Source organism: Streptomyces sp. DSM 40868 (assembly GCF_011820545.1).
In the GTDB taxonomy this organism is placed as follows: Bacteria; Actinomycetota; Actinomycetes; order Streptomycetales; family Streptomycetaceae; genus Streptomyces; species Streptomyces eurythermus.
In genome coordinates this window covers 8,901,393-8,919,937 of the sequence record NZ_CP050504.1, presented here as the reverse complement: position 1 = coordinate 8,919,937, position 18,545 = coordinate 8,901,393, and the positions used below count along the sequence as shown (strand labels likewise).

At 71.6% G+C, this 18,545-nt stretch carries 19 protein-coding genes and 1 pseudogene; 6 read left to right on the top strand and 14 right to left on the bottom strand.

Annotation, left to right across the window (positions count from 1 at the left end; all coding sequences use genetic code 11):
- Window positions 1–48: 48 nt before the first annotated feature.
- The 5 genes from HB370_RS40135 to sfnG form a co-directional block, all read right to left on the bottom strand.
- The gene (locus HB370_RS40135) at window positions 49–1,200 is read right to left on the bottom strand and encodes an LLM class flavin-dependent oxidoreductase (protein WP_167513201.1); all 1,152 of its coding nucleotides are present in this window, start codon (window positions 1,198–1,200) and stop codon (window positions 49–51) included.
- A gap of 151 nt (window positions 1,201–1,351) precedes the next feature.
- Window positions 1,352–2,536 (bottom strand): SfnB family sulfur acquisition oxidoreductase, encoded by a 1,185-nt coding sequence (locus HB370_RS40130; protein WP_167513200.1) that lies wholly within the window; start codon window positions 2,534–2,536, stop codon window positions 1,352–1,354.
- A gap of 5 nt (window positions 2,537–2,541) precedes the next feature.
- Window positions 2,542–3,096, bottom strand: coding sequence for an NADPH-dependent FMN reductase (gene ssuE / locus HB370_RS40125; RefSeq protein ID WP_167513199.1), 555 nt, complete (start codon window positions 3,094–3,096; stop codon window positions 2,542–2,544).
- A 59-nt stretch (window positions 3,097–3,155) separates the two neighbouring features.
- Window positions 3,156–4,373, bottom strand: coding sequence for an acyl-CoA dehydrogenase family protein (locus tag HB370_RS40120; protein ID WP_167513198.1), 1,218 nt, complete (start codon window positions 4,371–4,373; stop codon window positions 3,156–3,158).
- Between the two features lie 48 nt (window positions 4,374–4,421).
- Window positions 4,422–5,543, bottom strand: coding sequence for a dimethylsulfone monooxygenase SfnG (gene sfnG, locus HB370_RS40115; RefSeq protein ID WP_167513197.1), 1,122 nt, complete (start codon window positions 5,541–5,543; stop codon window positions 4,422–4,424).
- 409 nt (window positions 5,544–5,952) lie between these two features.
- On the opposite strand from sfnG, the gene HB370_RS40110 reads away from it, so the two are divergent.
- Window positions 5,953–6,906 carry a LysR family transcriptional regulator gene (locus HB370_RS40110; protein ID WP_167513196.1) on the top strand — a complete coding sequence of 318 codons (954 nt, stop codon included), beginning with the start codon at window positions 5,953–5,955 and terminating at the stop codon, window positions 6,904–6,906.
- An 8-nt stretch (window positions 6,907–6,914) separates the two neighbouring features.
- Here the strand turns inward: HB370_RS40110 and HB370_RS40105 are convergent, their stop codons facing one another.
- The 3 genes from HB370_RS40105 to HB370_RS40095 all read right to left on the bottom strand — a co-directional run bounded on the left by HB370_RS40105 (window position 6,915) and on the right by HB370_RS40095 (window position 10,236).
- Window positions 6,915–8,447 carry a CoA transferase gene (locus HB370_RS40105; protein ID WP_167513195.1) on the bottom strand — a complete coding sequence of 511 codons (1,533 nt, stop codon included), beginning with the start codon at window positions 8,445–8,447 and terminating at the stop codon, window positions 6,915–6,917.
- A gap of 29 nt (window positions 8,448–8,476) precedes the next feature.
- A complete protein-coding gene (locus HB370_RS40100) occupies window positions 8,477–9,430 on the bottom strand; it encodes a 3-hydroxyacyl-CoA dehydrogenase NAD-binding domain-containing protein (protein WP_167513194.1) in 954 nt (317 codons plus the stop codon).
- A 68-nt stretch (window positions 9,431–9,498) separates the two neighbouring features.
- Window positions 9,499–10,236, bottom strand: coding sequence for an acetoacetate decarboxylase (locus HB370_RS40095; protein ID WP_167513193.1), 738 nt, complete (start codon window positions 10,234–10,236; stop codon window positions 9,499–9,501).
- 234 nt (window positions 10,237–10,470) lie between these two features.
- Here HB370_RS40095 and HB370_RS40090 point away from each other — a divergent pair, with 234 nt between their 5' ends.
- Entirely contained in the window at window positions 10,471–10,914 is a 444-nt protein-coding gene (locus HB370_RS40090; protein ID WP_244405916.1) for a MarR family transcriptional regulator, read from the top strand.
- A gap of 95 nt (window positions 10,915–11,009) precedes the next feature.
- On the opposite strand, the gene HB370_RS42325 is transcribed toward HB370_RS40090, so the two are convergent.
- Window positions 11,010–13,103, bottom strand: a complete 2,094-nt coding sequence (locus tag HB370_RS42325; protein ID WP_244405914.1) for an aminotransferase class I/II-fold pyridoxal phosphate-dependent enzyme — start codon at window positions 13,101–13,103, stop codon at window positions 11,010–11,012.
- A gap of 37 nt (window positions 13,104–13,140) precedes the next feature.
- Window positions 13,141–13,848, bottom strand: coding sequence for a phenylalanine--tRNA ligase beta subunit-related protein (locus HB370_RS40075; RefSeq protein WP_244405912.1), 708 nt, complete (start codon window positions 13,846–13,848; stop codon window positions 13,141–13,143).
- A gap of 340 nt (window positions 13,849–14,188) precedes the next feature.
- Between HB370_RS40075 and HB370_RS40070 the strand changes: the two genes are divergently transcribed.
- A complete protein-coding gene (locus tag HB370_RS40070) occupies window positions 14,189–14,620 on the top strand; it encodes a hypothetical protein (protein ID WP_244405910.1) in 432 nt (143 codons plus the stop codon).
- Window positions 14,621–14,737: 117 nt separating this feature from the next.
- Window positions 14,738–14,878, top strand: a pseudogene (locus tag HB370_RS40065) (IS5/IS1182 family transposase); the annotation flags it as partial.
- Between the two features lie 56 nt (window positions 14,879–14,934).
- Here the strand turns inward: HB370_RS40065 and HB370_RS40060 are convergent.
- Window positions 14,935–15,738 (bottom strand): helix-turn-helix transcriptional regulator, encoded by an 804-nt coding sequence (locus tag HB370_RS40060; RefSeq protein WP_167513191.1) that lies wholly within the window; start codon window positions 15,736–15,738, stop codon window positions 14,935–14,937.
- Window positions 15,739–16,005: 267 nt separating this feature from the next.
- On the opposite strand from HB370_RS40060, the gene HB370_RS40055 reads away from it, so the two are divergent.
- Window positions 16,006–16,287 carry a hypothetical protein gene (locus HB370_RS40055; RefSeq protein ID WP_167513190.1) on the top strand — a complete coding sequence of 94 codons (282 nt, stop codon included), beginning with the start codon at window positions 16,006–16,008 and terminating at the stop codon, window positions 16,285–16,287.
- A gap of 86 nt (window positions 16,288–16,373) precedes the next feature.
- Here the strand turns inward: HB370_RS40055 and HB370_RS40050 are convergent, their stop codons facing one another.
- Window positions 16,374–16,517 carry a hypothetical protein gene (locus HB370_RS40050; protein ID WP_167513189.1) on the bottom strand — a complete coding sequence of 48 codons (144 nt, stop codon included), beginning with the start codon at window positions 16,515–16,517 and terminating at the stop codon, window positions 16,374–16,376.
- A gap of 211 nt (window positions 16,518–16,728) precedes the next feature.
- Here HB370_RS40050 and HB370_RS42580 point away from each other — a divergent pair, with 211 nt between their 5' ends.
- Window positions 16,729–16,920, top strand: coding sequence for an alpha-hydroxy-acid oxidizing protein (locus HB370_RS42580; RefSeq protein WP_280117784.1), 192 nt, complete (start codon window positions 16,729–16,731; stop codon window positions 16,918–16,920).
- On the opposite strand, the gene HB370_RS40040 is transcribed toward HB370_RS42580, so the two are convergent.
- Window positions 16,905–17,132 carry a hypothetical protein gene (locus HB370_RS40040; RefSeq protein WP_167513188.1) on the bottom strand — a complete coding sequence of 76 codons (228 nt, stop codon included), beginning with the start codon at window positions 17,130–17,132 and terminating at the stop codon, window positions 16,905–16,907. The two genes, HB370_RS42580 and HB370_RS40040, sit on opposite strands and share 16 nt — an antisense overlap.
- A gap of 446 nt (window positions 17,133–17,578) precedes the next feature.
- Window positions 17,579–18,364: an SAM-dependent methyltransferase gene (locus tag HB370_RS40035; protein ID WP_167513187.1), complete on the bottom strand. Its 786-nt coding sequence runs from the start codon at window positions 18,362–18,364 to the stop codon at window positions 17,579–17,581.
- Window positions 18,365–18,545: the final 181 nt, after the last annotated feature.

Here is an 18,545-nt window from a genome sequence, read left to right as displayed (position 1 = left end):
CCGGCTCGTGCGCACGGGCCTGGGCCCGCGGGGACGCGGACGCCGGGCTCATCGGGCGGCGAACGGGACGATGCCCGCCTCGACGGTGCGCGGACCCGCCGGGTGCCGCCACAGACCGCGCTTCTCCAGTACCGGCAGAACGCCTTCACCGAACCAGTACGCCTCCTCCAGGTGCGGCACCCCGGACAGCACGAACTCCTCGATGCCGAGGCGGTGGTACGTCTCGATCAGGTCGGCGACCTCCGTGTGGCTGCCGACCAGTGCCGTGCCCGCGCCGCCGCGGACGAGGCCGATGCCCGCCCACAGGTTCGGGTAGATCTCCAGGTTGTCGGTACGGCCGCTGTCGTGCAGCTCGCGCATCCGGCGCTGTCCCTCGGACTCGCTGGTCGCCAGGCCCCGCTGCACCTCCCTGATGCGTGCGGGATCCATGGCTTTGAGCAGCCGCTCCGCCTCGGCCCACGCCTGCGCCGAGGTGTCCCGGCTGATGGTGTGCAGGCGGATGCCGAAGCGCACCCGCCGGCCGTGCGCGGCGGCCAGCGAACGTACCCAGTCGATCTTCTCCTTCACCTGCTGCGGCGGTTCGCCCCAGGTCAGGTACACATCCGTGTACCGCGCCGCCACCTCGCCGGCCGCGGGTGAGGAGCCGCCGAAGTAGATCCGCGGTGCGGGCTCGGGCAGCCGGCTCAACCTGGCGCCCTCGACCCGCAGATGCTCGCCGTGGTGGTCGACCGTCTCGCCCGCCCACAGCCGCCGCACGATGTCGAGGAACTCCCCGGTGCGGGCGTACCGCTGGTCCTTGTCGAGGAAGTCGCCGTACGCCCGCTGTTCGGCGGATTCACCGCCCGTGACCACGTTCAGCAGCAGCCGTCCGTGCGACTGCCGCTGGTAGGTCGCGGCCATCTGCGCCGACAGCGTCGGGCCGATCTGCCCGGGCCGGAAGGCCACCAGGAACTTCAGCCGGTCGGTCACCTGCGTCAGCATGGCCGTGGTCAGCCACGCGTCCTCGCACCACCCGCCCGTCGGGGTGAGGGCCCCGACGAAGCCGAGCTGCTCGGCGGTGCGGGCGATCTGGCCGAGGTATTCGATGGAGGCCGGGCGGTCCCCGGCGGCGGTGCCGGGCGTGGACCCGTGGCCGCCGCCGACGACGTGCCGGCTGTCACCGGTCGTGGGCAGGAACCAATGGAAGGTGAGGGCAGACATGAGAACTCCGAAGCGGGTACGAGAACGGCTGCCGGGCAGGCCGGTGTGGTGCCGTGCGGGGAGGCGGGCGAGGGCCGAGGGCCCGGTGGCCCTGCGGGCCCGAGGACGTCAGGGGCTTCGAGGGTGTCGTCGGCGCCGGCGCACTCGTCTCCTACAGCAGGCCGTGGCGCGGTGGTCTGGTGCCGTCGATCACGTACCGACCGATGTGCTGGACCTTCCAGCGGATCGGGTCGTGCAGGGTGTGGGTGCGGGCGTCGCGCCAGTGCCGGTGCAGGTTCAGTGACTGGAGGGCCGCGCGGGTGCCCGCCACTTCGAACAGGGCGCCCGAGACCTCGACCGCGGCCTGTGCCGCCACCACCTTGGCGGCGGCGACCGCGATGGACGCCGCGGCCGCGGAGTCGTCGGTGAGGTCGTCGCGGGCCGCGTCGACGGTGCGGGCGGCCTCCCGCAGCAGCGCCTCGGCTGCTCTGACCCGCAGGCCGAGTTCACCGAACCGCTGGATGAGCAGCGGGTCGTCGGCGGCGGACTCGACCCCGCTCTCGAACCAGGGCCTGCTCTTCGTCCGTACGAACGCGGCCGCCTCGGCAAGGGCGCCCGCAGCGATGCCCGCATCGATGGCCGCGTGCAGCAACTGGGCGAAAGCGCCGTGCAGTTGCGGGCCCTGGAAGGTCAGGTGGTGGGGCAGGACCCGGTCGGCGGGCACGGCGACGTCCGCGAGGTGGACCGTGCCGCTGGCGGTGGTCCGCTGGCCCATCCCGTCCCAGTCGTCGACGACCGTGAGACCGGGAGCGTCCCGTGGGACGTACGCCGCGTGCAGGGTGTCGTCCTCGGCCCGGGCCAGCACGGGGATCCAGTGGGCGAACAGGGCGCCGGTGCAGTAGTGCTTGACGCCGCTGAGCAGGTACGAGCCGTCGGGACGGCGCCGCAGCCGGGTGCGGATGTCCTGGACGTGCTTGGTGCCGGCCTCCGACTGTGCGTTGCCGAGGCGACGCCCGGCGAGCAGTTCGGCGAAGAAGAACTTCTGCTGCTCGGGCGTGCCCTGGCGGCGGATGACGTTGACGTACACGAAGTGGCTCTGCGGGATCTGGGCGATGCTGCCGTCCGCCGACGCGAGCAGGCGGAAGATCTCCGCGAGCGTCCCGGTGCGGACGTCCGCTCCCCCGTGGGCGGCGGGCACGGTGACGGCCAGGAGCCCGGAGGCGGACAGCCGGTCCAGTTCCTGTCGGGGCAGCCTGCGCTCCGCGTCGCGCGGGGAGGCACCCGCCCGGAACTCCTCGGCCAGCTCCGCGGCGACCGCGAGGGCTTCGGCGTCGTCGGCGATCACATGGGCGGTCATGGTGATCAGCCCGCCGCGGCCAGGAGCGGGGTCCGGCCGAGTGCGGCCGAGAAGTGGTCGATCACGCGGGTCAGTGCCTCGTCGGCGGCCGGGGCGACGCCGAGGGAGCCGTCCTCGTGCACCGTGATGTCCTGGTCGAGGGTGAACCATCCCTGGACGATGTGCGTGGCGCCCATGGAGTTAAGGACCGGACGCAGCGCGTAGTCGATGGCCAGGACGTGCGCCGTGCTGCCGCCGGTGGCCAGCGGCAGCACCGTCTTGCCCCTCAGGGCGTACTGCGGCAGCAGGTCGAGGAGCGCCTTGAGCACCCCGGAGTACGCGGCCTTGTAGACCGGTGAGCCGACGACGACGCCGTCGGCGCGGGCGAAGAGTTCCGTCACCTCGAGGATGGCCGGGTGCCGGAAGTCGGCGCCGAGCAGGGCCTCGGGCGGGATCGTACGGACGTCGAGGGGGACCACGTGGTGGCCGTGGGCGAGGAGCCGCTGGTCCAGGTGGCGCAGCAGACCGTTGGTGCGGGAGGAGACGGAGGGGCTGCCGGAGACGGACAGAACGGTGGCCATGGGGTTTCTCTTTCGGGCGGAGGGACGCCCCGCTCGGGGGCGCCCCGTCGGTGCGGCAGTCAGGAGTACCAGGTGGGTTCGGGCAGCTCGCCCTCCAGGACCCAGCGGCCGACCTCACGCCGCTTGTAGGCGACCGGGTCGTGCAGGGTGTGGGTGCGGACGTTGCGCCAGAAGCGGTCCAGTCCCTCGGCGCTCGCCGTGGAACGGGCGCCGGTGACCTCGAAGATGCGGTGGGTGATCTCCAGGGCGACGTCGGTGGCGCGCGCCTTGGCGGCGGCCACCCGCACCTCGAAGTCGCCTCGGGCCTGCTCGGTCACCGCGTCGGGGTCGTCGTGCAGCCGCTGCCCCTCGGCGGCGACCGCGTCGGCGAGCGCCTCGACCGCCCAGAGTTTCGAGGTGAGGTCGCCGTAGGTGTCGATGACGTACGGCTCGTCGACCGCGCGCTCGTGGCCGCCGTGCAGCCACGAGCGGGACTTGGTACGGGTGTACGCGGCGGCCGTCTCCAGGGCGCCGCCCGCGATCCCGAGGTAGAGGTTGACGAAGACGAGCTGGATGGTGGGCACGTTGAGGGTGTTGTAGACGCGCGGCTGGAACCGCTTGTCCACGTAGCCGGCCGCCGAGGACCACGGGGTGCGGACGCCGTCGAGCGTGACGCTGCCGCTCTCGGTGAGCCGCTGGCCGATGTTGTCCCAGTCGTCGTGGAAGGTCAGGCCCGCGCTGTCGGAGGGCACGATGGCGAAGACGTGGCGGTCGGTGCCCTCGAAAACGCCTTCCAGAACGGTGACGTCGGAGACCCTGCTGCCGGTGGAGAAGGACTTGCGGCCGGTGAAGACCAGTTCGTCGCCGTCCTCGGTGACGACGACGTCCTTGTCGCGCGGGTTCACCGCGCCGCCGAAGAACCAGCGGTTGCGGGCGGCCTCGGCCTCGACGTGCTGCCACTGTTCGCGAGTGCCGACCAGGCGGGCGGCCCAGTTCCAGAGGTAGTGGTAGCCGAGGAGCTGGCCGATGGAGCCGTCGGCCTTGGCCACCTCGCGGACGACCCGGTAGGCCGTGCGCCAGTCCTGCCCCGCGCCGCCGTGCTCCACGGGGCCGAGCAGGGTGACCAGGCCGGAGTCCTTCAGCAGTCGCACCTCGGCGTACGGGGTGGCGCCGGCCCGGTCGCGCTCGGCGGCGTCGGTGGCGAGTACGGCGGCCACTTCGGCGGCGCGGGCGATCCAGTCCGCGGCCGTGCGCGGGGCGGGGCGGGTGGTCCAGTCGGTGGGCGTGGCAGTGCTCATGCGGGGGTGACCTCTTTCACGGTGCGGTGCGGTGCGGAGGGTGGGGGGTCAGGCGTGAGCGGGGACGGACTCGTCCTCGGCGCCGGAGAGCCGGGCTTCCAGTTCCCGGACGAGGGGCAGTACGCGCGTGCCGAAGTACTCGACCTCCTCGTGGTAGTGCAGGAAGCCGAGCAGGAAGAGGTCGACGCCGAGTTTCTTGTAGGCGACGATGCGCTCGGCGATCTGCTCGGGAGTGCCGATCAGGCCCGTACGGAAACCGTCGTTGTACTGCACGAGGTCCTCGAAGGAGGAGTCCTGCCACATGCCCTTGCCGTCGGCGGTGGACCGGCCGGCCTGCCGGACCGCGGTGCCGAAGCCCTCGACGGCCTCGGTGTCGGCCCGGGCGACGATCTCGCGCAGGGTCTCGCGGGCCTCGTGTTCGGTGTCGCGGGCGATGAGGAAGCCGTTGAGCCCGAATCTCGGCGCGGGGCGTCCCGCCTCGGCCGCGGACGTACGGATGTCGTGGATCTGCTCGGCCACTCCGTCGAAGTCCTTGCCGTTGGAGAAGTACCAGTCGGACACCCGGCCCGCCATGCGCCGGGCGGCGGTGGAGTTGCCGCCCTGGAAGATCTCCGGGTGCGGCCGGCCGGTGGTACGCAGCGGCTTGGGTTTGAGGGAGAAGTCGCGCAACCGGTAGAAGTCGCCGGCCAGTTCGGCGTGGTCCTCGGTCCAGAGGCGGCGCAGCGCGGTGATGAACTCCTCGGCACGCCGGTACCGTTCGTCGTGCTCCAGCCAGGGTTCGCCGAGGGCGGTGAACTCGTCCTTGAACCAGCCGCTGACCACGTTGACGGCGAAGCGGCCGTGGGACAGGTGGTCCGCGGTGGCGCCGAGCTTGGCCAGGACGCCGGGGTGCCACAGTCCGGGGTGGACGGCGGCGATGACCTTCAGGCGCTGGGTGGCCAGCAGCAGGGCCAGGCTGAAACTGGTGGACTCGTGCTGGTACTCGGCACCGTAGCTCGCCATGTAGCGGACCTGGGTGAGGGCGTACTCGAAGCCGTTGTTCTCGGCGAGTACGGCGAGTTCGCGATTGTAGTCGTACCCCCAGTCGGTGCGTTGCTCGATCGTGCTGGTGACCAGTCCCCCGCTGACATTGGGAACCCAATAGGCGAACTTGACGGGTTGTGCGGGCATGCAGAACTCCTGTTGCGGATGTGCGGTGTTTTTCGCACGCCGACGCGTTGTCCGTACGTCGACACGTTTTTCGTACGCCGAATTGACGGGGCGTGCGGGAACTCCGAATTCAGGCGGTGCGGTGAATACGCGGCACGCGGCCGTGCTTCGGCGGGCGTGGCGTGGGAGAAGGGCGGCCGATCGGCGAATCAGGCCGCGGTGCAACAGGAGGCACTGGAAACGCGGGCGAGGTCGACATGGCGTCGCCGCGTGAGGTCCAGTCGCATCTTCATGCCGACGATGCTGGCAGCAGCCGGGCGAAGCCGTCAAGGTAAACCCGACCGGTTTCGCATCGCGGACCACTGGAATTCACGAAGGTGTGACAGGAAAACCCTTGAACGAGTCCCGGAACACGCCGCACTCTGCTGGTGTGCGAACGGAACAGCTGGAGTACATAGCGGCCGTCGTCCGGCTCGGTTCGCTGCGCCGGGCCGCCGAGGAACTGCGCCTGTCCCAGCCGGCTCTGAGCGAGACCGTGCGCAATCTGGAACGGGAGCTCGGAGTCGATCTGCTGGAGCGCAAGCGGACCGGGGCCACCATGAGTACCGCGGGCAGGGAACTGCTCCCCCACGTCCTCGGTGTGCTGGAGGCGGTCGACCGGCTCAGGGCCGCGGCGGGCGAGCAGCACCGCATCAGCCGGATGGTGCGCGTCGGCACGGTCAACGCGGCGACGGTACCGCTGCTCATTCCGGCCGTGCGTGCCTTTCGCGCCGTCCACCCCGTCACCCAGGTCGAGGTGGTCGGCGCGCAGCAGTCGGACATCCACCGGGCCCTGTCGGAGGGCGGTTTCGACCTCGGTCTGGTCAATCATCTGGAGGGGGACGACATACCCGCCGACTTCGAGTCCACCGAGTTGCTGTGGGGCCGGCCGGTGGTGTGTGTCCGGCCGGACAGCCCGCTCGCCTCCCGCCCGGTGGTAACGGTGGAGGACCTGCTCGGCGAGCCGTTGATCGCGATGCGCACCGGGTATGTGATGCACCGTTATGTGCACCGGCTGCTGGACGGTCGTACGGCGTCCTTCTCGTACTCGACCGACGGGGCGGAGATGGGCAAGCTGATGGTCGCCGAAGGGCTGGGGGTGACGGTCCTGCCGGACTTCAGCGTGTGCGGGGATCCCCTGGAGCGGCAGGGGCTGATCACACACCGGCCGGTCGCCGCGGACGCGCCCCGGGTGCTGCTGATGCTGCAACGCCGCAAGGCGGAGTCGGAGCCGCAGGCGGCCCGGAACCTGCACGAGGTGTTCGTGCGCACGGCCCGGGAACTGGGCGGCACGCTCACCGGCGCCTGCCCCCGGCCGACCACGCCCGGGCCCCCTCCGCGCTGACCGCCCGGTCAGCTGGGCCGGGGCAGCCAGACCGGGGCGCTGCTGCCGCGCGGCACGAGGACGGTGCGGAAGCGTCCCGGGGTCCCGGACATGATCACCTGGTCGGTGACGCCCTGGTAGCGGCCGCACGGGGTGTCGGCGGTGAAGGTGTCCGGGTCGAGGTAGGCGTGCGGAGAGTCCGGGTCCGGGGCGAGTGCGGTCTCCCGGGCGTAACTCCGGTCGAAGACACCGAGGCTGAGGATCCAGGTGGCGATCCGCGTGAGGTTGAGGGTGACGCGGTAGCTGCCGCCCTCCTCGGCGCGCCGCATCAGCGCGGCGAGCGCGCCGGTGGTGGCCAGCCAGGACAGGACGTAGTCGTTGACGACGCTGATGTACGGCAGGGCCGGGGTGCTGGTCGGGCCGGCCGTGACGCCGTCCTCGCCCTCCATCAGCATGATGCCGCTGAGCGCGCCGGCGGTCTGGTCGAAGCCCACCCGGTGGGCCCACGGTCCGGTCTCGCCGGCGAGGGTGAAGCTGCAGTGGATGATGCCGGGGCGGACGGCCGCGGCCTCCTCCGCGCTCAGGCCGATCTTCTCCAGGTAGCCGGGACGGCGGTTGGCGTAGAACACGTCGGCGTCGCGCAGCAGGTGACGGATCCTCGCCCGGCCGTCGGCGCCGTAGGGATCGATGGTGGCCGAACGTACGCCGACGTTGGCGCTGTTGTACGTCGAGTCGTGCTCCAGTTCGTCGGGCCGCCAGATGTTCAGCACGTCGGCGCCGTGCTGGGCCAGGTCCCGGCCGACGCCGGCACCGGCGATGATGTGGCCCATGCCGAGGGCGCGCACGCCGGACAGCGGCTGGTCGGCGCCGGCGCTCAGGGGCTCGGGCTCGCTGTCGCCGATCTTCTCGATCCTGATGAGCGGTTCACGGGCGATGTACTCGTACGCCGGTTCCCGCAGGAACTCCTCCGTGGTGCGCAGCATCGGCATCACCACGCCGATCTCGTCACCGGCCCGTTCCAGGTCGGCGGCGTCCCACTGGGCGATGGCGTCGGCGACGGCCTGCTTCTCGGGCCAGGTGCGCAGCAGCTTGTAGACGGCGTTCTTGATCTTCGGGTAGGGGTTGAGCGGCATCACCCAGCGCCCGTCGCGGGTCCGGTAGAAGTCGAACCCGAGGGGGTTGACGGGATCCGAGGGGGTGCCGCCGGGGTAGCCGTTGAGCAGCTCCCACTTCTTGTCGTAGAAGGGGCACAGCCGATGCGGGGCCTTGCGCAGGTCCATGGTGATGTCCTGGCCCTCGCCGCCGCGCCGGCGCCACAGGGCGGCCAGCGCGACCGACTTGGCCGTCATCCCCAGGGCGGGGACGGCGCCCAGGCGCATGATGCTCGGCACGACCGGGTCGCTGCCGATGAACGTGATCTTTCCGCCGCTGTCCTCGGGGCGCAGACCGGCCGGGGCCAGCACCTCGCGCAGGGCCTCGTGGATGTCGAAGTCGTCGTCCTCGTGGGTGAGGGGGTGGGCGAGGGCCTTCCGGATGCGTGCGGTGATGTCTTCGGTGCTCATGTTCAGCCTCTGTGCGGGTGTGGGTCGGGTCAGCCGTCGTAGCCCTCGCCGAGGGCGCGCATGACGGCGATCTGCCGGCGGTCGCGTTCGGCGGCGAGGTCGGCGACGGAGCCGCCGAACTCCTCCACCTGCTCGGTCAGCAGCCGCCGGGTGCGCTCGTCGAACGCGACCTGCTCCTCGGCCATGTCGGCCCAGCGGCGCTCCATGCCGGCCCCGAGGTGGCTCATGAAGTGGGGCAGCCCGCCCTCGCCGCCGCCGAGGTGGAACGAGCGGAAGGGGCCGGCGACCGCCCAGCGCTGCCCGAGGGAGGAGGTGACGATGTCGTCCAGCTCCCGCATGGTGACCACCCCCTCGCTCACCAGGTACACGCACTCCCGGAAGATCGCCGACTGGAGCCGGTTCGCGACGAACCCCGGCACCTCCTTGCGCAGCACCTGCGGACGCTTGCCCAGGGCCTCGTAGAAGGCGCGGGCGCGTTCGGTGGTCTCGGGCGAGGTCCGCTCGCCGGGCACGACCTCCACCAGCGGCACCAGGTGCGGCGGGTTGAACGGGTGTCCCACGACCAGTCGTCCCGGGTCCTTCAGGGCGGTGGCGATCTCGGTGGCGGGGATGCCGGACGTGGAGGTGGCGAACAGCGCGCCGGCGGGGGCGTTCTCCTCGATGACACGCCACATCCGGTGCTTGACCTCCAGCCGCTCAGGGCCGTTCTCCTGCACCAGGTCCGCCGCGCGGACCGCGTCCGCCAGGTCCGGTACGAAGGCGAGCCGTGCGGTGAGGTCCGAGGTGTCCAGTCCCAGCGCGCCGAGCGCGGGCGCGGCCTGCGCGATGTGCCCGCGCACGGCCTCCTCGATACCGGGCTGGGGATCGCTGACCGTGACGGACAGCCCGCGGGCCAGGAACAACGCCGCCCAGGAGGCGCCGATCACCCCTCCCCCGACGACGGTGGCGGTGCGGATTCCGGCGATGCTGTCGTGATCTGACATGCGCGCCCTTCTCCTCTCGGTTTCTCTTGCTCGGGGCCGGCTTCTCCGGCTCCGGCCCGCGGGAGCGGTCAGCGGGCGAGGTAGTCGTGGACGACCCGGGCGCGGCCCAGGGTCAGGTCGGTCAGGACGTGGGCGGCGGAGACGACCTCCAGGACCGGCAGGTCCGCGAGCGGGGCCAGCGCGTGGGCGAAGAGCTGGAGCCGAGCGGGTCCGCTCCAGGCGCCCTTGACCACGATGTCGGCGATCTGTGTCCGGACGAGTTCGCAGATGCGCGGCGAACCGTCGTAGTGGGGCAGCTTCTTGAGCATGAACGTCGGCCGGGTCAGCTCCTCGCGGGCCTGCTCGGTGTTCAGCGGCCGGTGCTTGTAGCCCATCGTGGCGCGGGCCACCGGCAGCGTGCCGTGGTCGAGGATGCCGACCAGGGTGTCCTGGTCGACGTACAGCCGGGGGCGGCCGGCCTTCTTCGGGAAGGCACCGATCTCCCGGCCGCTGGCGATGGCGGGGAAGTTGTCCACGTGCATCGAGATGCTGTACTCGCCCGCCTCGCCCTCGTACTCGACGACGGCGAGCTGGCCGGCCTCGGTGTAGTCGCCCAGTCCGGTGACGTCGGGCATCCGCATGACCTCGAAGCGGACCAGCGGTTCGGCCACCCGCAGCGGCTCCGGCACCACCCGGCGCAGGGCCTCGGGGTCCGTGCGGTAGGTGATGTTCAGGTACTCGCGGTCGGTGAACCGGTACGGGCCCGCGGGGAAGGCCGGGGCATCCAGCGGTGTCGACGGTGCACGGACGACGTCCTCGGCTCGCATGACTCTCGCCTGCCTCTCCTGGCCCCTTCCGGACTATCCGGAGCATAAGGGGACCAAGTGCGGCGAACATCTCGTCCGACTGCCCCAGGAGAGGTTCGGACGGGGCCGCACGATCGGTGAGTTGTAAATAGCAACTGAATCCACTGTACCGCCGGGTCGAGGGTGTTCCAAAACGCAACCTCGATGCGTCTGTGTGATCATGCGTACCGGAACCATGGGGAAGGACGAACACACGTGACCGACGACGACACGGAGGTCCCGGGGCTCGTCCGGGAGCTGGTCACCCTCTCCCGGCGCTTCCGGGCCAACGCCGAACGGCTCCACCCGGACCTGAGCTTCGTCGACTATTCACTGCTGTCCGAGCTGTCCGAACGCGACGGGGCCCGGGCCGGGGACCTGGTCGGGCTCTACGGGCTCAACAAGTCCACGATCAGCCGCCAGGTCACCGCCCTGGAACGGGCCGGCCTACTGGTACGCGAGCCCGTCCCCGGCAACCGCCGCGTCCAGCTGCTGCGCCCCAGCGACCGGGGCCGGGAACTGCTCGCCCGCGCCGACGCCCGGATGTACCGCGAGGTCGACGCCCGCACCGCCGGCTGGTCCCCCGAGGAGGTCAGGACCCTGCGCACCCTGCTGACCCGCTACAACGCCGCCGCGTCCGCCGTGGCCGAGGACGCGTGACGGTTACCCCTTGGGGTACCTGCCAGGCGTTGCCGCATCGGCCTCCAGGGCACCGAACGCGGGAGTCATCCGGTCCGCAACCCGCGAGGCACCGATTACGTACGGACTGGTCGGCTCAGTGACCGCAGGGCCCTGCCGAGCCGTGCCACGCCGTCGGCGATGACGCCCGGCGAGCCGGACGCGTAGCCCAGCACCAGACCGGGCGGCCCGGAGGACTGACGGTGCCAGGACAGCGGGTGGCACTTCACACCGTGCGCCAGCGCCGCCGCCGCGAACTCGGTGTCCGGTACGGTCCCGGGGTACGTGACCGTCAGGTGCAGCCCCGCCGCCGCACCGTGCACCACCGCGCCCGGCAACTGCCCGGCCAGCGCGGTGATCATCGCGTCGCGCCGTCTGCGGTGGCGCCCGCGCACCAGCCGGAGGTGTCGCTCCAGTTCCCCGGACTCCATCAGCCGGGCGAGCACCAGCTGCGGCAGCACCGCGTTGCCCAGGTCGTTGAAGCGCTTGGCGTCTACCAGCGCGGAGCGGTACCGGGCCGGTGCCACCAGCCAGCCGATCCTCAGCGCCGGCGCGAGCAGCTTCGAGGCGCTGCCCAGATAGCAGACCCGGTCGGCGAGGAGGGCGCGCAGGGCGGGGACCGGGGGCCGGTCGTAGCGGTGCTCGGCGTCGTAGTCGTCCTCCAGGATCAGCCCGCCCGCCCGCGCCCACTCCAGCAGCTCGCGCCGGCGTTCACCGCTGGTGACCACGCCGGTGGGGAACTGGTGGGCGGGTGTGAGCAGGACGGCCCGGGCACCGGTCGCCCACAGCGCGTCGACCCGTACGCCGTCCTCGTCGACCGGCACCGGCGGGGTCGCCAGGCCCCCGTTCGCCAGGTGCTGGCGGGCCCCCAGCGAGCCGGGGTCCTCCACCGCGACCGCGTCGACACCGTCCGCCCGCAGCACCGGGTGGAGCAGGGTGAGCGCCTGCGCGGTGCCCGCGACGATCAGCACGGACTCCGGGTCCACCCGTACGCCGCGCATCCGCGCCAGCCAGTCGGCGACGGCCCGCCGCAGCCGGGGCGCGCCGCGCGGATCGCCGTAGCCCAGGTGGTCGGCGGCCGACTCGGCGAGCACCGCGCGCTCGGCCCGCAGCCAGGCCGCCCGCGGAAAGACGGTGAGATCGGGCCGCCCGGGCGTGAAGTCGACGACGGCCGGGGCGGCCCGCAACGCGTCGAAAACACCGCTCCCGGGCACCCCGCCGAACAGCCCGGCCGGGTCGGGGGCGGCGGGGGTGTCGTCGGGTGCTCCGGCGGGGCTTCGGTGTGCGGGTGCGCCGTGGATCGGCTCGGCGGGGTTCCCGTACTCGGGTGCACCGTTGATGGGCCTGGCCGGGCTCCGGTACGCGGGGGTGCCACGGTTCGGCCCGGCGGGGCCTCGGTGCTCGGGTGCGCCGTGGAACGGTCCGGGCGGTCCTGGGCGCGCGGGTACACCGTCGATGGGCACCGGGCCTCGGTGCACGGGCGCGCCGTGGATCGGCCCGGCAGGGCATCGGTCCGGGGCCCTGCCGGGCCGGTCGCCGCGCGTGACGTCGTGCCCAAGCCTGTCGGCGCCACTCGTACCCAGCGGGCCGGGGTGCCCTCCGACGGCATCCACCGCCGGCCCGTCGGTATCGCCTGCGCCCGCCCCTTCGACGTGCCCTTCGGCGTTTTGCGCCTGCGGCCCGTCGGCGCCTCCCGTGCCCGGCGGGTGGGCGTGCCCTCCGGCGCTGCCCACGTCGAGGCCGTCGGCGTGCCGACCGGCGTCATCCTCTCCCGGCCCGTCGGCACCCCTTGCCCCCGGCCCGTCGGCATGCCCACCGGTGTCCCCCACCCCGGACCCGGCCCCCGGGCCCGGCGGTGCGGTGTTGGTGAACGGGGCGGCGACGACGACCGTGCCGGCGCGGCGGCGGCCCGTCACCTGGCCGTCCTCGGCGAGGCGCCGGTACGCCTCCGTGACCACGCCACGGGACACCCGCAGTTCGGCCGCGAGCACCCGGGTCGGCGGCAGCCGACCGCCCACCGGCAGCCGGCCGTCCGCTATCGCCGCCCGCAGCCGCCCGGCCAGCCACTCCGCCTTGCCGCCGGCGGGCACGTCGGCGACGGCCAACTGGAGGAAATCGGATCCGCGCGCCGCCCCGTTCACCGTGTCCCGCCCCTCGTCCACGCCGCTCATGCTGCCACGCGCCCCGGCCCGCCCCGACGGCGACCGGTCAGGCCCCGAAGACGAACTCCGGGGCTTCCGGCGTGAGCAGGGCCGTCGTCGTGGTGGCCGTCCAGTGTGCCGCCACCTCCTCCTTGAGCGTCTTCAGCACCTCCGCCACGGTGTCCGCGCCGCCGTCGTGCATCGCCTCCGTCACCACCAGCACCCGCCCGGTGCCCGCGCCGACCGCCGAGTGCCCGCTCTGCCGGTGGGTCCAGCGGCGGGCGTGGGCCCGGCCCGCCGAGTCGACGAAGGTCACCTCGCCGGGCGCGGGACACTCGTCCCCGCCGCCGAAACGCGTGTACGTCTCGTCGCCCCGCGCCGGCCGGACCTCCAGCAGCGGCCCGCTGATCCGGTCGACGTCGAGCACCGCGACCGGCACCGCGTACGCCACCGAGACCGCGTTGCACAGGTCCACCAGCGGATGGATGCGCGGCAGCCCGCCCTCCTTGCGCAGCCGGCGCAGCAACGACTCCGAGGCCGACCGCACCTGCGTCGGCTTCACCCCCATCCGGCTGAAGGCCCGCCGCCAGCCCAGCACCTCGGGAAACTCACCCTCCGCGGCCCCGGCCAGCCGCGCCACGGCCCGCGCGCTGTACACGGCGGCGGCCGGACCGGTGTCGGCCGGGGCACCGACGCCGGCGGCATACAGCGCGCCGGCGGACAGTTCGGGATACGCGGCCCGGACCGCGTCGGCATGCCGGAATCGCACGGTCACGCCACCACCGCTCGCACGCCGGGATCGGACGGAACACTCAACGGGACCTCCTCGGATGATCGTCGGACCCCACTCTGTCCCGCCGTTGGCCCGGCCACCAGGGCCAAACAAGGTTCGGCGCACAGGTCCATAACCCGGCACGCGACCGGCGGCGAATGCCCTGCCCACCGGCTCCGGCTCACGGCGTCAAGCCTTCGGCCCCGTCCGGGAACAGCTGTACGAAAGCCGAGAACCCGCGATGAACCCCGCTCTGCTGGACGGCTTCTCCCTCGAGTAGGGTTCTTTGCATTTGGGTGGTCCTGGACGAGCCGAGGGCCTCGGATCACGTGGAGGCCGTGCGGTGCGGTTCGTCTGCCGGGACTTCGGACTGTCGGATCTGCCACGGCGTGGGCTCACCCCGCAAGAGGCTCCCCTGGAAGTGCTTCTCCTCGACGTCGAGGCGGAGCTCTCCATCTGGGAACAGGGGCGGGCGGTGTGGTCCCAAGAGGCGTTCCCCGTGGCCGAGCTGGCGTACGACTTGGCACTCTGGCTGCGGAGGCCGACTGCCGCTCAAGAGGACTTCCAGCTCGATTCGATGCAGGCGGAGGAGGGACTGATCCGCATCGTGAACTCCGTCGAGGGCTGGCGGGTCGGCTCCATCCTCACGCCGGACGTCTGGACCGCTCCCGTCACCTGGGAGGTCTTGGTAGCGGCGATCAGACAGTTCGACCGCTCTGTGCGCGAGGGTGTTGCCGCGATGGGTATCAACACTGCCTTCATCCCGGGGCCCTGACGGCCGGGACGGGCCTGTCGCGCGCCGAGGAACCTGCCGCTGGAGGACCGGGTGCTGCCGGTGGCCGCGTGCCGGCGGACCGACCTGACGCTGCGCCAGCCCGCTCCGGCATTCCCTCGCAGGGTCCGGGCACGTGTCGAGCACACCTTCGTCCGTATGAAGACCTTGGCGTTCCTCCGCGACTGCCGCCTGACAGCCGATGGCGTCCACCACGCCATGCTCGGCATCGCCCGCGTGCGTGACCTCACCCTCGTCGGCCGACCAGCGGTCAAGCAAGTCAGTCCGCAGACCCGAGTCCACTCACGGGTCAGCCTTCAGGGAGAGCAGGTGGGCAGGATGGTGGTGAGCTGGTTCAGGTCGTTCGGGCGGACGCGGATCCCGGGAAGCCACAGGTGCTTTCCGTGCCGCGTGACCTGGATCCAGATGCTGGTGTGTTTGTGGTTCTCGTCGGTGACGGTGACGCCGTTGGCGATGGTGCAGCGTGCCTGGAGCAGGTCGTGGTGCCAGACACGGTCGGCGGAGTTGGAGGTCACGTAGGGGCGGTAGGGGTTGTAGGCGAGGGACAGCGCGCATTCGTGCGTACGGGGTTCCTGGCATTTCTTCTCGACGTTGTGGACGAGAACACCGGCGTTGCCGCTTTCACCCGGGCTCCCCTCGGCGCTGTGCGCCGCATCGGAGGCACCGCGCAGGGGCAGCGCGAACAGCAGTGCCGCTGCGAGCGCACCCCCGGCGGCAGCGGCCACGGCGATGCCGCCACGACTGGACAGGGCTCCACGCAGCCGACGCCACCAGGCAGGACGGGAAGGGGAAGACGGACCGGCAGCGCCGGCAGCGTCGGCGGTGTAGGTGCCGGCCGGCACGTCGGGCCGGTTCCGGTCGGCTGACTCCCACAGCGCGCGGTACTCGGCCGGGTCCGCGCCCAATGCCCGGCACAGGTCCCTCACCACGCTCCAGGCCGGCACGGTTTCGCCGCGGAAGTAACGGGAGAGCGACGAGTCGCTGATACGGACCTGCGCCTCCAGGCTGCGGAGCGTACGCCCCGACTGCTGCTGCAGGCTCCGCAGCGCGTCCCCCAGCCTCCGTGCTGCCGCACCCCGGTCTGATTGTTGGCCGGTCATCGATCGGGGCCTTCCTGAAGGGCGGGGCAACAGCGTCCCGCCGACTGACCCTTGTCCCGGGACAGGCATGTCCCAGCAGGTCAGGACTTTATTTATCCCGACATCGGTGAAGCAAACGGGATCTGGTTGTGAAGGTGCAGCTTCCTGCGCAAACTCGGCATACCGGCTCGGCGGATCACCCCCGAGGGTGAGCGTGCCGGTGGTCGGGGCCGTGCCGGCGGATGCCGCACGGACCGACTTCACACCCCAACCGAAAGGATGTTCATCATGCGTGTGCGCACCACACTGTCCGCCTTCGCGGCCATCGCGGTGACCGGTCTCGGTCTGGCGTCCGCGGCTCCCGCCGTCGCGGTCCCCGGCACGGCGTCCCACCGGGTGGCCGCTGTCCAGGCGGCCGACAGCCTCGACATCCACCGCGGCAAGTACATGACCTTGAGCGGCTGCCAGACGGCCGGCCAGCAGGGCATCGACCGTGGGCACTGGGACCGCTACCAGTGCGCCGAGGGCAACATGTGGCCCTGGAAGTGGAACCTGTGGACCAACCGCTGAGAACGTGACGCTGTCGGTGGCCTCCAACGCACGGGGGGGGAGGCCACCGACGGCCGACGACCGCTGACCAGCTTGGCCACCCGCCTTCACCGGCCCACCCGCCGGTGGACGGCGGGCACGGCCACGATGATCTGCTCAGGCGACAAGGGGATCGGGTTCACCGTGGGGATCCTGCTCGCCAGCGGGGTGTTCGCCGCCATGTTCGCCGCCGGCAGCCGGACAGCGTTCATCGCCCTGTTCCCGGGCAACGGGCTTTCGCATCCAGCGGGCGGACGACGCCGGGCAGGCCGCCGAGCGTGGCCTCGGCGTGTGGATCTCCAACCACGGCGGGTGCAACCTGGGCACCGCCCGGCCGGCCCTCGACGTGCTGCCGTCGGTCGTCGCGCGGGTGGACGGCCGGGTTTCCGTTGTCCTGGACGGGGGGGACGCCGGGGCACGGATGTGGTCAAGGCGATCGCCCTCGGTGCCACGGCCGTCGCGGTCGGCCGCCCGTACGTGTGGGGTCTGGCCGTCGGCGGGCGGGAGGGGGTGCGGGCGCTGCGCAGGGAGACAGAGTTGGCCATGGCCTTGACCGGAGTCGCGGGTCTCGCCGGTCTCACGCCCGACCTCCTCGTGCCTCATCTGTCGGCGTAGAGCGCGGCCACCGCGTCGCGAACGTGTGCCGCGGGCTGGTCGATCGCGCAGCGGCCACCCAGCTCCACGTGGGTCTCGTTCACGGGCCGGGTGCGAATGACGGCGCGGTGGCGGCCGTGCAGCACTTCCAGGCCGCAGCCCAGTTTCCGGGTCGGCAGCATGGAGGCGCTGCCGCACGCCTCGTCCTCGCCCTGCCGATCCCGGGTGCCCACAATCGGGCGCGTACACGACCGGCGGCCTCGTCCTCCCAGGCCCACACCTGGGTGAAGTCCTCGCCGTCCGGCAGGCCGGTCAGCGCGTCGATCTCGGTCGCGTCGGCCATCTGGTAGTGGCGCCAGGGCTTCGACCACGCTTCGGGCGCGGTCAGCCAGACCGTGCCGTCGGCGTCCCTGCGGCACGGCACCGGCCCGGCGTCGGGGATCAGCTCGCGCGGAACGCGGCCGATGCTGTGCAGCGCCCCGACGGTGGCCGACAGGGGGTGGCGGCGGTGACCGAAGCTCCTTCCGGTTCGGCCACCACCAGGGCGGGGTTGCCGTGCATGCCCTCGGCGTTCACGAACGCCCTCACCGTCCAGCAGCCGGTCATGTGCCGGCCGTATCGACACCTGACGGTGCTTGGTCAAGCCGCGGACGAACAGCGCCACCACACCACCGGGCGCCTACGGTTTCTGCGCCACGCCGACGTAGAGGGGCACCTGTTCGTCGGCGAACTCCTGGTCAGGCTCCGGGTGCCAGTTGGTGACGACCTGTACCCCCGGTTCGATCAGGTCAAGGCCCGTGAAGAACCGGGCGACTTCGTCTCGTGAGCGTACTTGCGCGGGCACTCCGCTCTTCCGGTAGATGTCGACGGCCTTGGCCCACCCGGCAGGATCGAAGTCTCCCGTCACATGCGACAGCATGAGGAAGCTGCCGGAGGAGAGCGGGGCAAGGAGGTTGTCGACGAGTTCGTAGGGTCGGTACTCGTCGGAGACGAAATGCAGGAGGGCCACGAGCGAGAGAGCGACAGGTTCCTCGAAGTCGAGGATCTCCTTGGCACTTTCGATGATCTTCTCGGGCTCGCGGACGTCCGCCTCGATGTACTTCGTCGCCCCCTCGGGCGTGCTCCGGAGGAGCGCCTCCGCATGGCGGAGAACGATGGGGTCATTGTCGACGTAAACCACACGTGCTTGCGGATTGACCGCTTGTACGACCTGGTGAAGGTTGGGCTCGGTCGGGATGCCGGTTCCGATGTCCAGGAACTGGGTCACACCTCGTTCGGCCAACAGTCGCGCAGCCCGGTTCATGAAGCTCCTGTTGGTGCGGGCGGCGGCCCTGATGGCCGGCAGGAACGATATGACCCTCTCCGCTGCCTCCTCGTCGACCGGGTAACTGTCCTTGCCGCCAAGGTAGTAGTCATACATGCGCGCCGGGTGGGGCCGACTGGTGTCAATGGGCTTTGATGTCATCGCTATTCCGTGTGTCCTTCGTAAGTGGAATCGTGACTTCTGGGTTGCGGCTGACGCGGGGCTCGGGAGAGGAGGGACTCGGGCGCACGCCCGGGACGAACGGCCGGCAGGGCCGGGGCGGACTTCCGTTCACTCACGCCGGTTACCTCTCCCCTTCTGCCTGGCAGCAGCGTGCTGACGT

Bases quoted from the DNA above. Each gene is read 5' to 3' on its own strand.
- sfnG (WP_167513197.1), bottom strand. From the start codon at position 5,543: ATGCCCGCACAACCCGTCAAGTTCGCCTATTGGGTTCCCAATGTCAGC.
- HB370_RS40050 (WP_167513189.1), bottom strand. From the start codon at position 16,517: ATGAACGCTGTCCGGCTGCCGGCGGCGAACATGGCGGCGAACACCCCG.
- HB370_RS40055 (WP_167513190.1), top strand. From the start codon at position 16,006: ATGCGTGTGCGCACCACACTGTCCGCCTTCGCGGCCATCGCGGTGACC.
- HB370_RS42325 (WP_244405914.1), bottom strand. From the start codon at position 13,103: ATGAGCGGCGTGGACGAGGGGCGGGACACGGTGAACGGGGCGGCGCGC.
- HB370_RS40105 (WP_167513195.1), bottom strand. From the start codon at position 8,447: ATGAGCACCGAAGACATCACCGCACGCATCCGGAAGGCCCTCGCCCAC.
- HB370_RS40135 (WP_167513201.1), bottom strand. From the start codon at position 1,200: ATGTCTGCCCTCACCTTCCATTGGTTCCTGCCCACGACCGGTGACAGC.
- ssuE (WP_167513199.1), bottom strand. From the start codon at position 3,096: ATGGCCACCGTTCTGTCCGTCTCCGGCAGCCCCTCCGTCTCCTCCCGC.
- HB370_RS40035 (WP_167513187.1), bottom strand. From the start codon at position 18,364: ATGACATCAAAGCCCATTGACACCAGTCGGCCCCACCCGGCGCGCATG.
- HB370_RS40130 (WP_167513200.1), bottom strand. From the start codon at position 2,536: ATGACCGCCCATGTGATCGCCGACGACGCCGAAGCCCTCGCGGTCGCC.
- HB370_RS40095 (WP_167513193.1), bottom strand. From the start codon at position 10,236: ATGCGAGCCGAGGACGTCGTCCGTGCACCGTCGACACCGCTGGATGCC.
- HB370_RS40060 (WP_167513191.1), bottom strand. From the start codon at position 15,738: ATGACCGGCCAACAATCAGACCGGGGTGCGGCAGCACGGAGGCTGGGG.
- HB370_RS40120 (WP_167513198.1), bottom strand. From the start codon at position 4,373: ATGAGCACTGCCACGCCCACCGACTGGACCACCCGCCCCGCCCCGCGC.
- HB370_RS40100 (WP_167513194.1), bottom strand. From the start codon at position 9,430: ATGTCAGATCACGACAGCATCGCCGGAATCCGCACCGCCACCGTCGTC.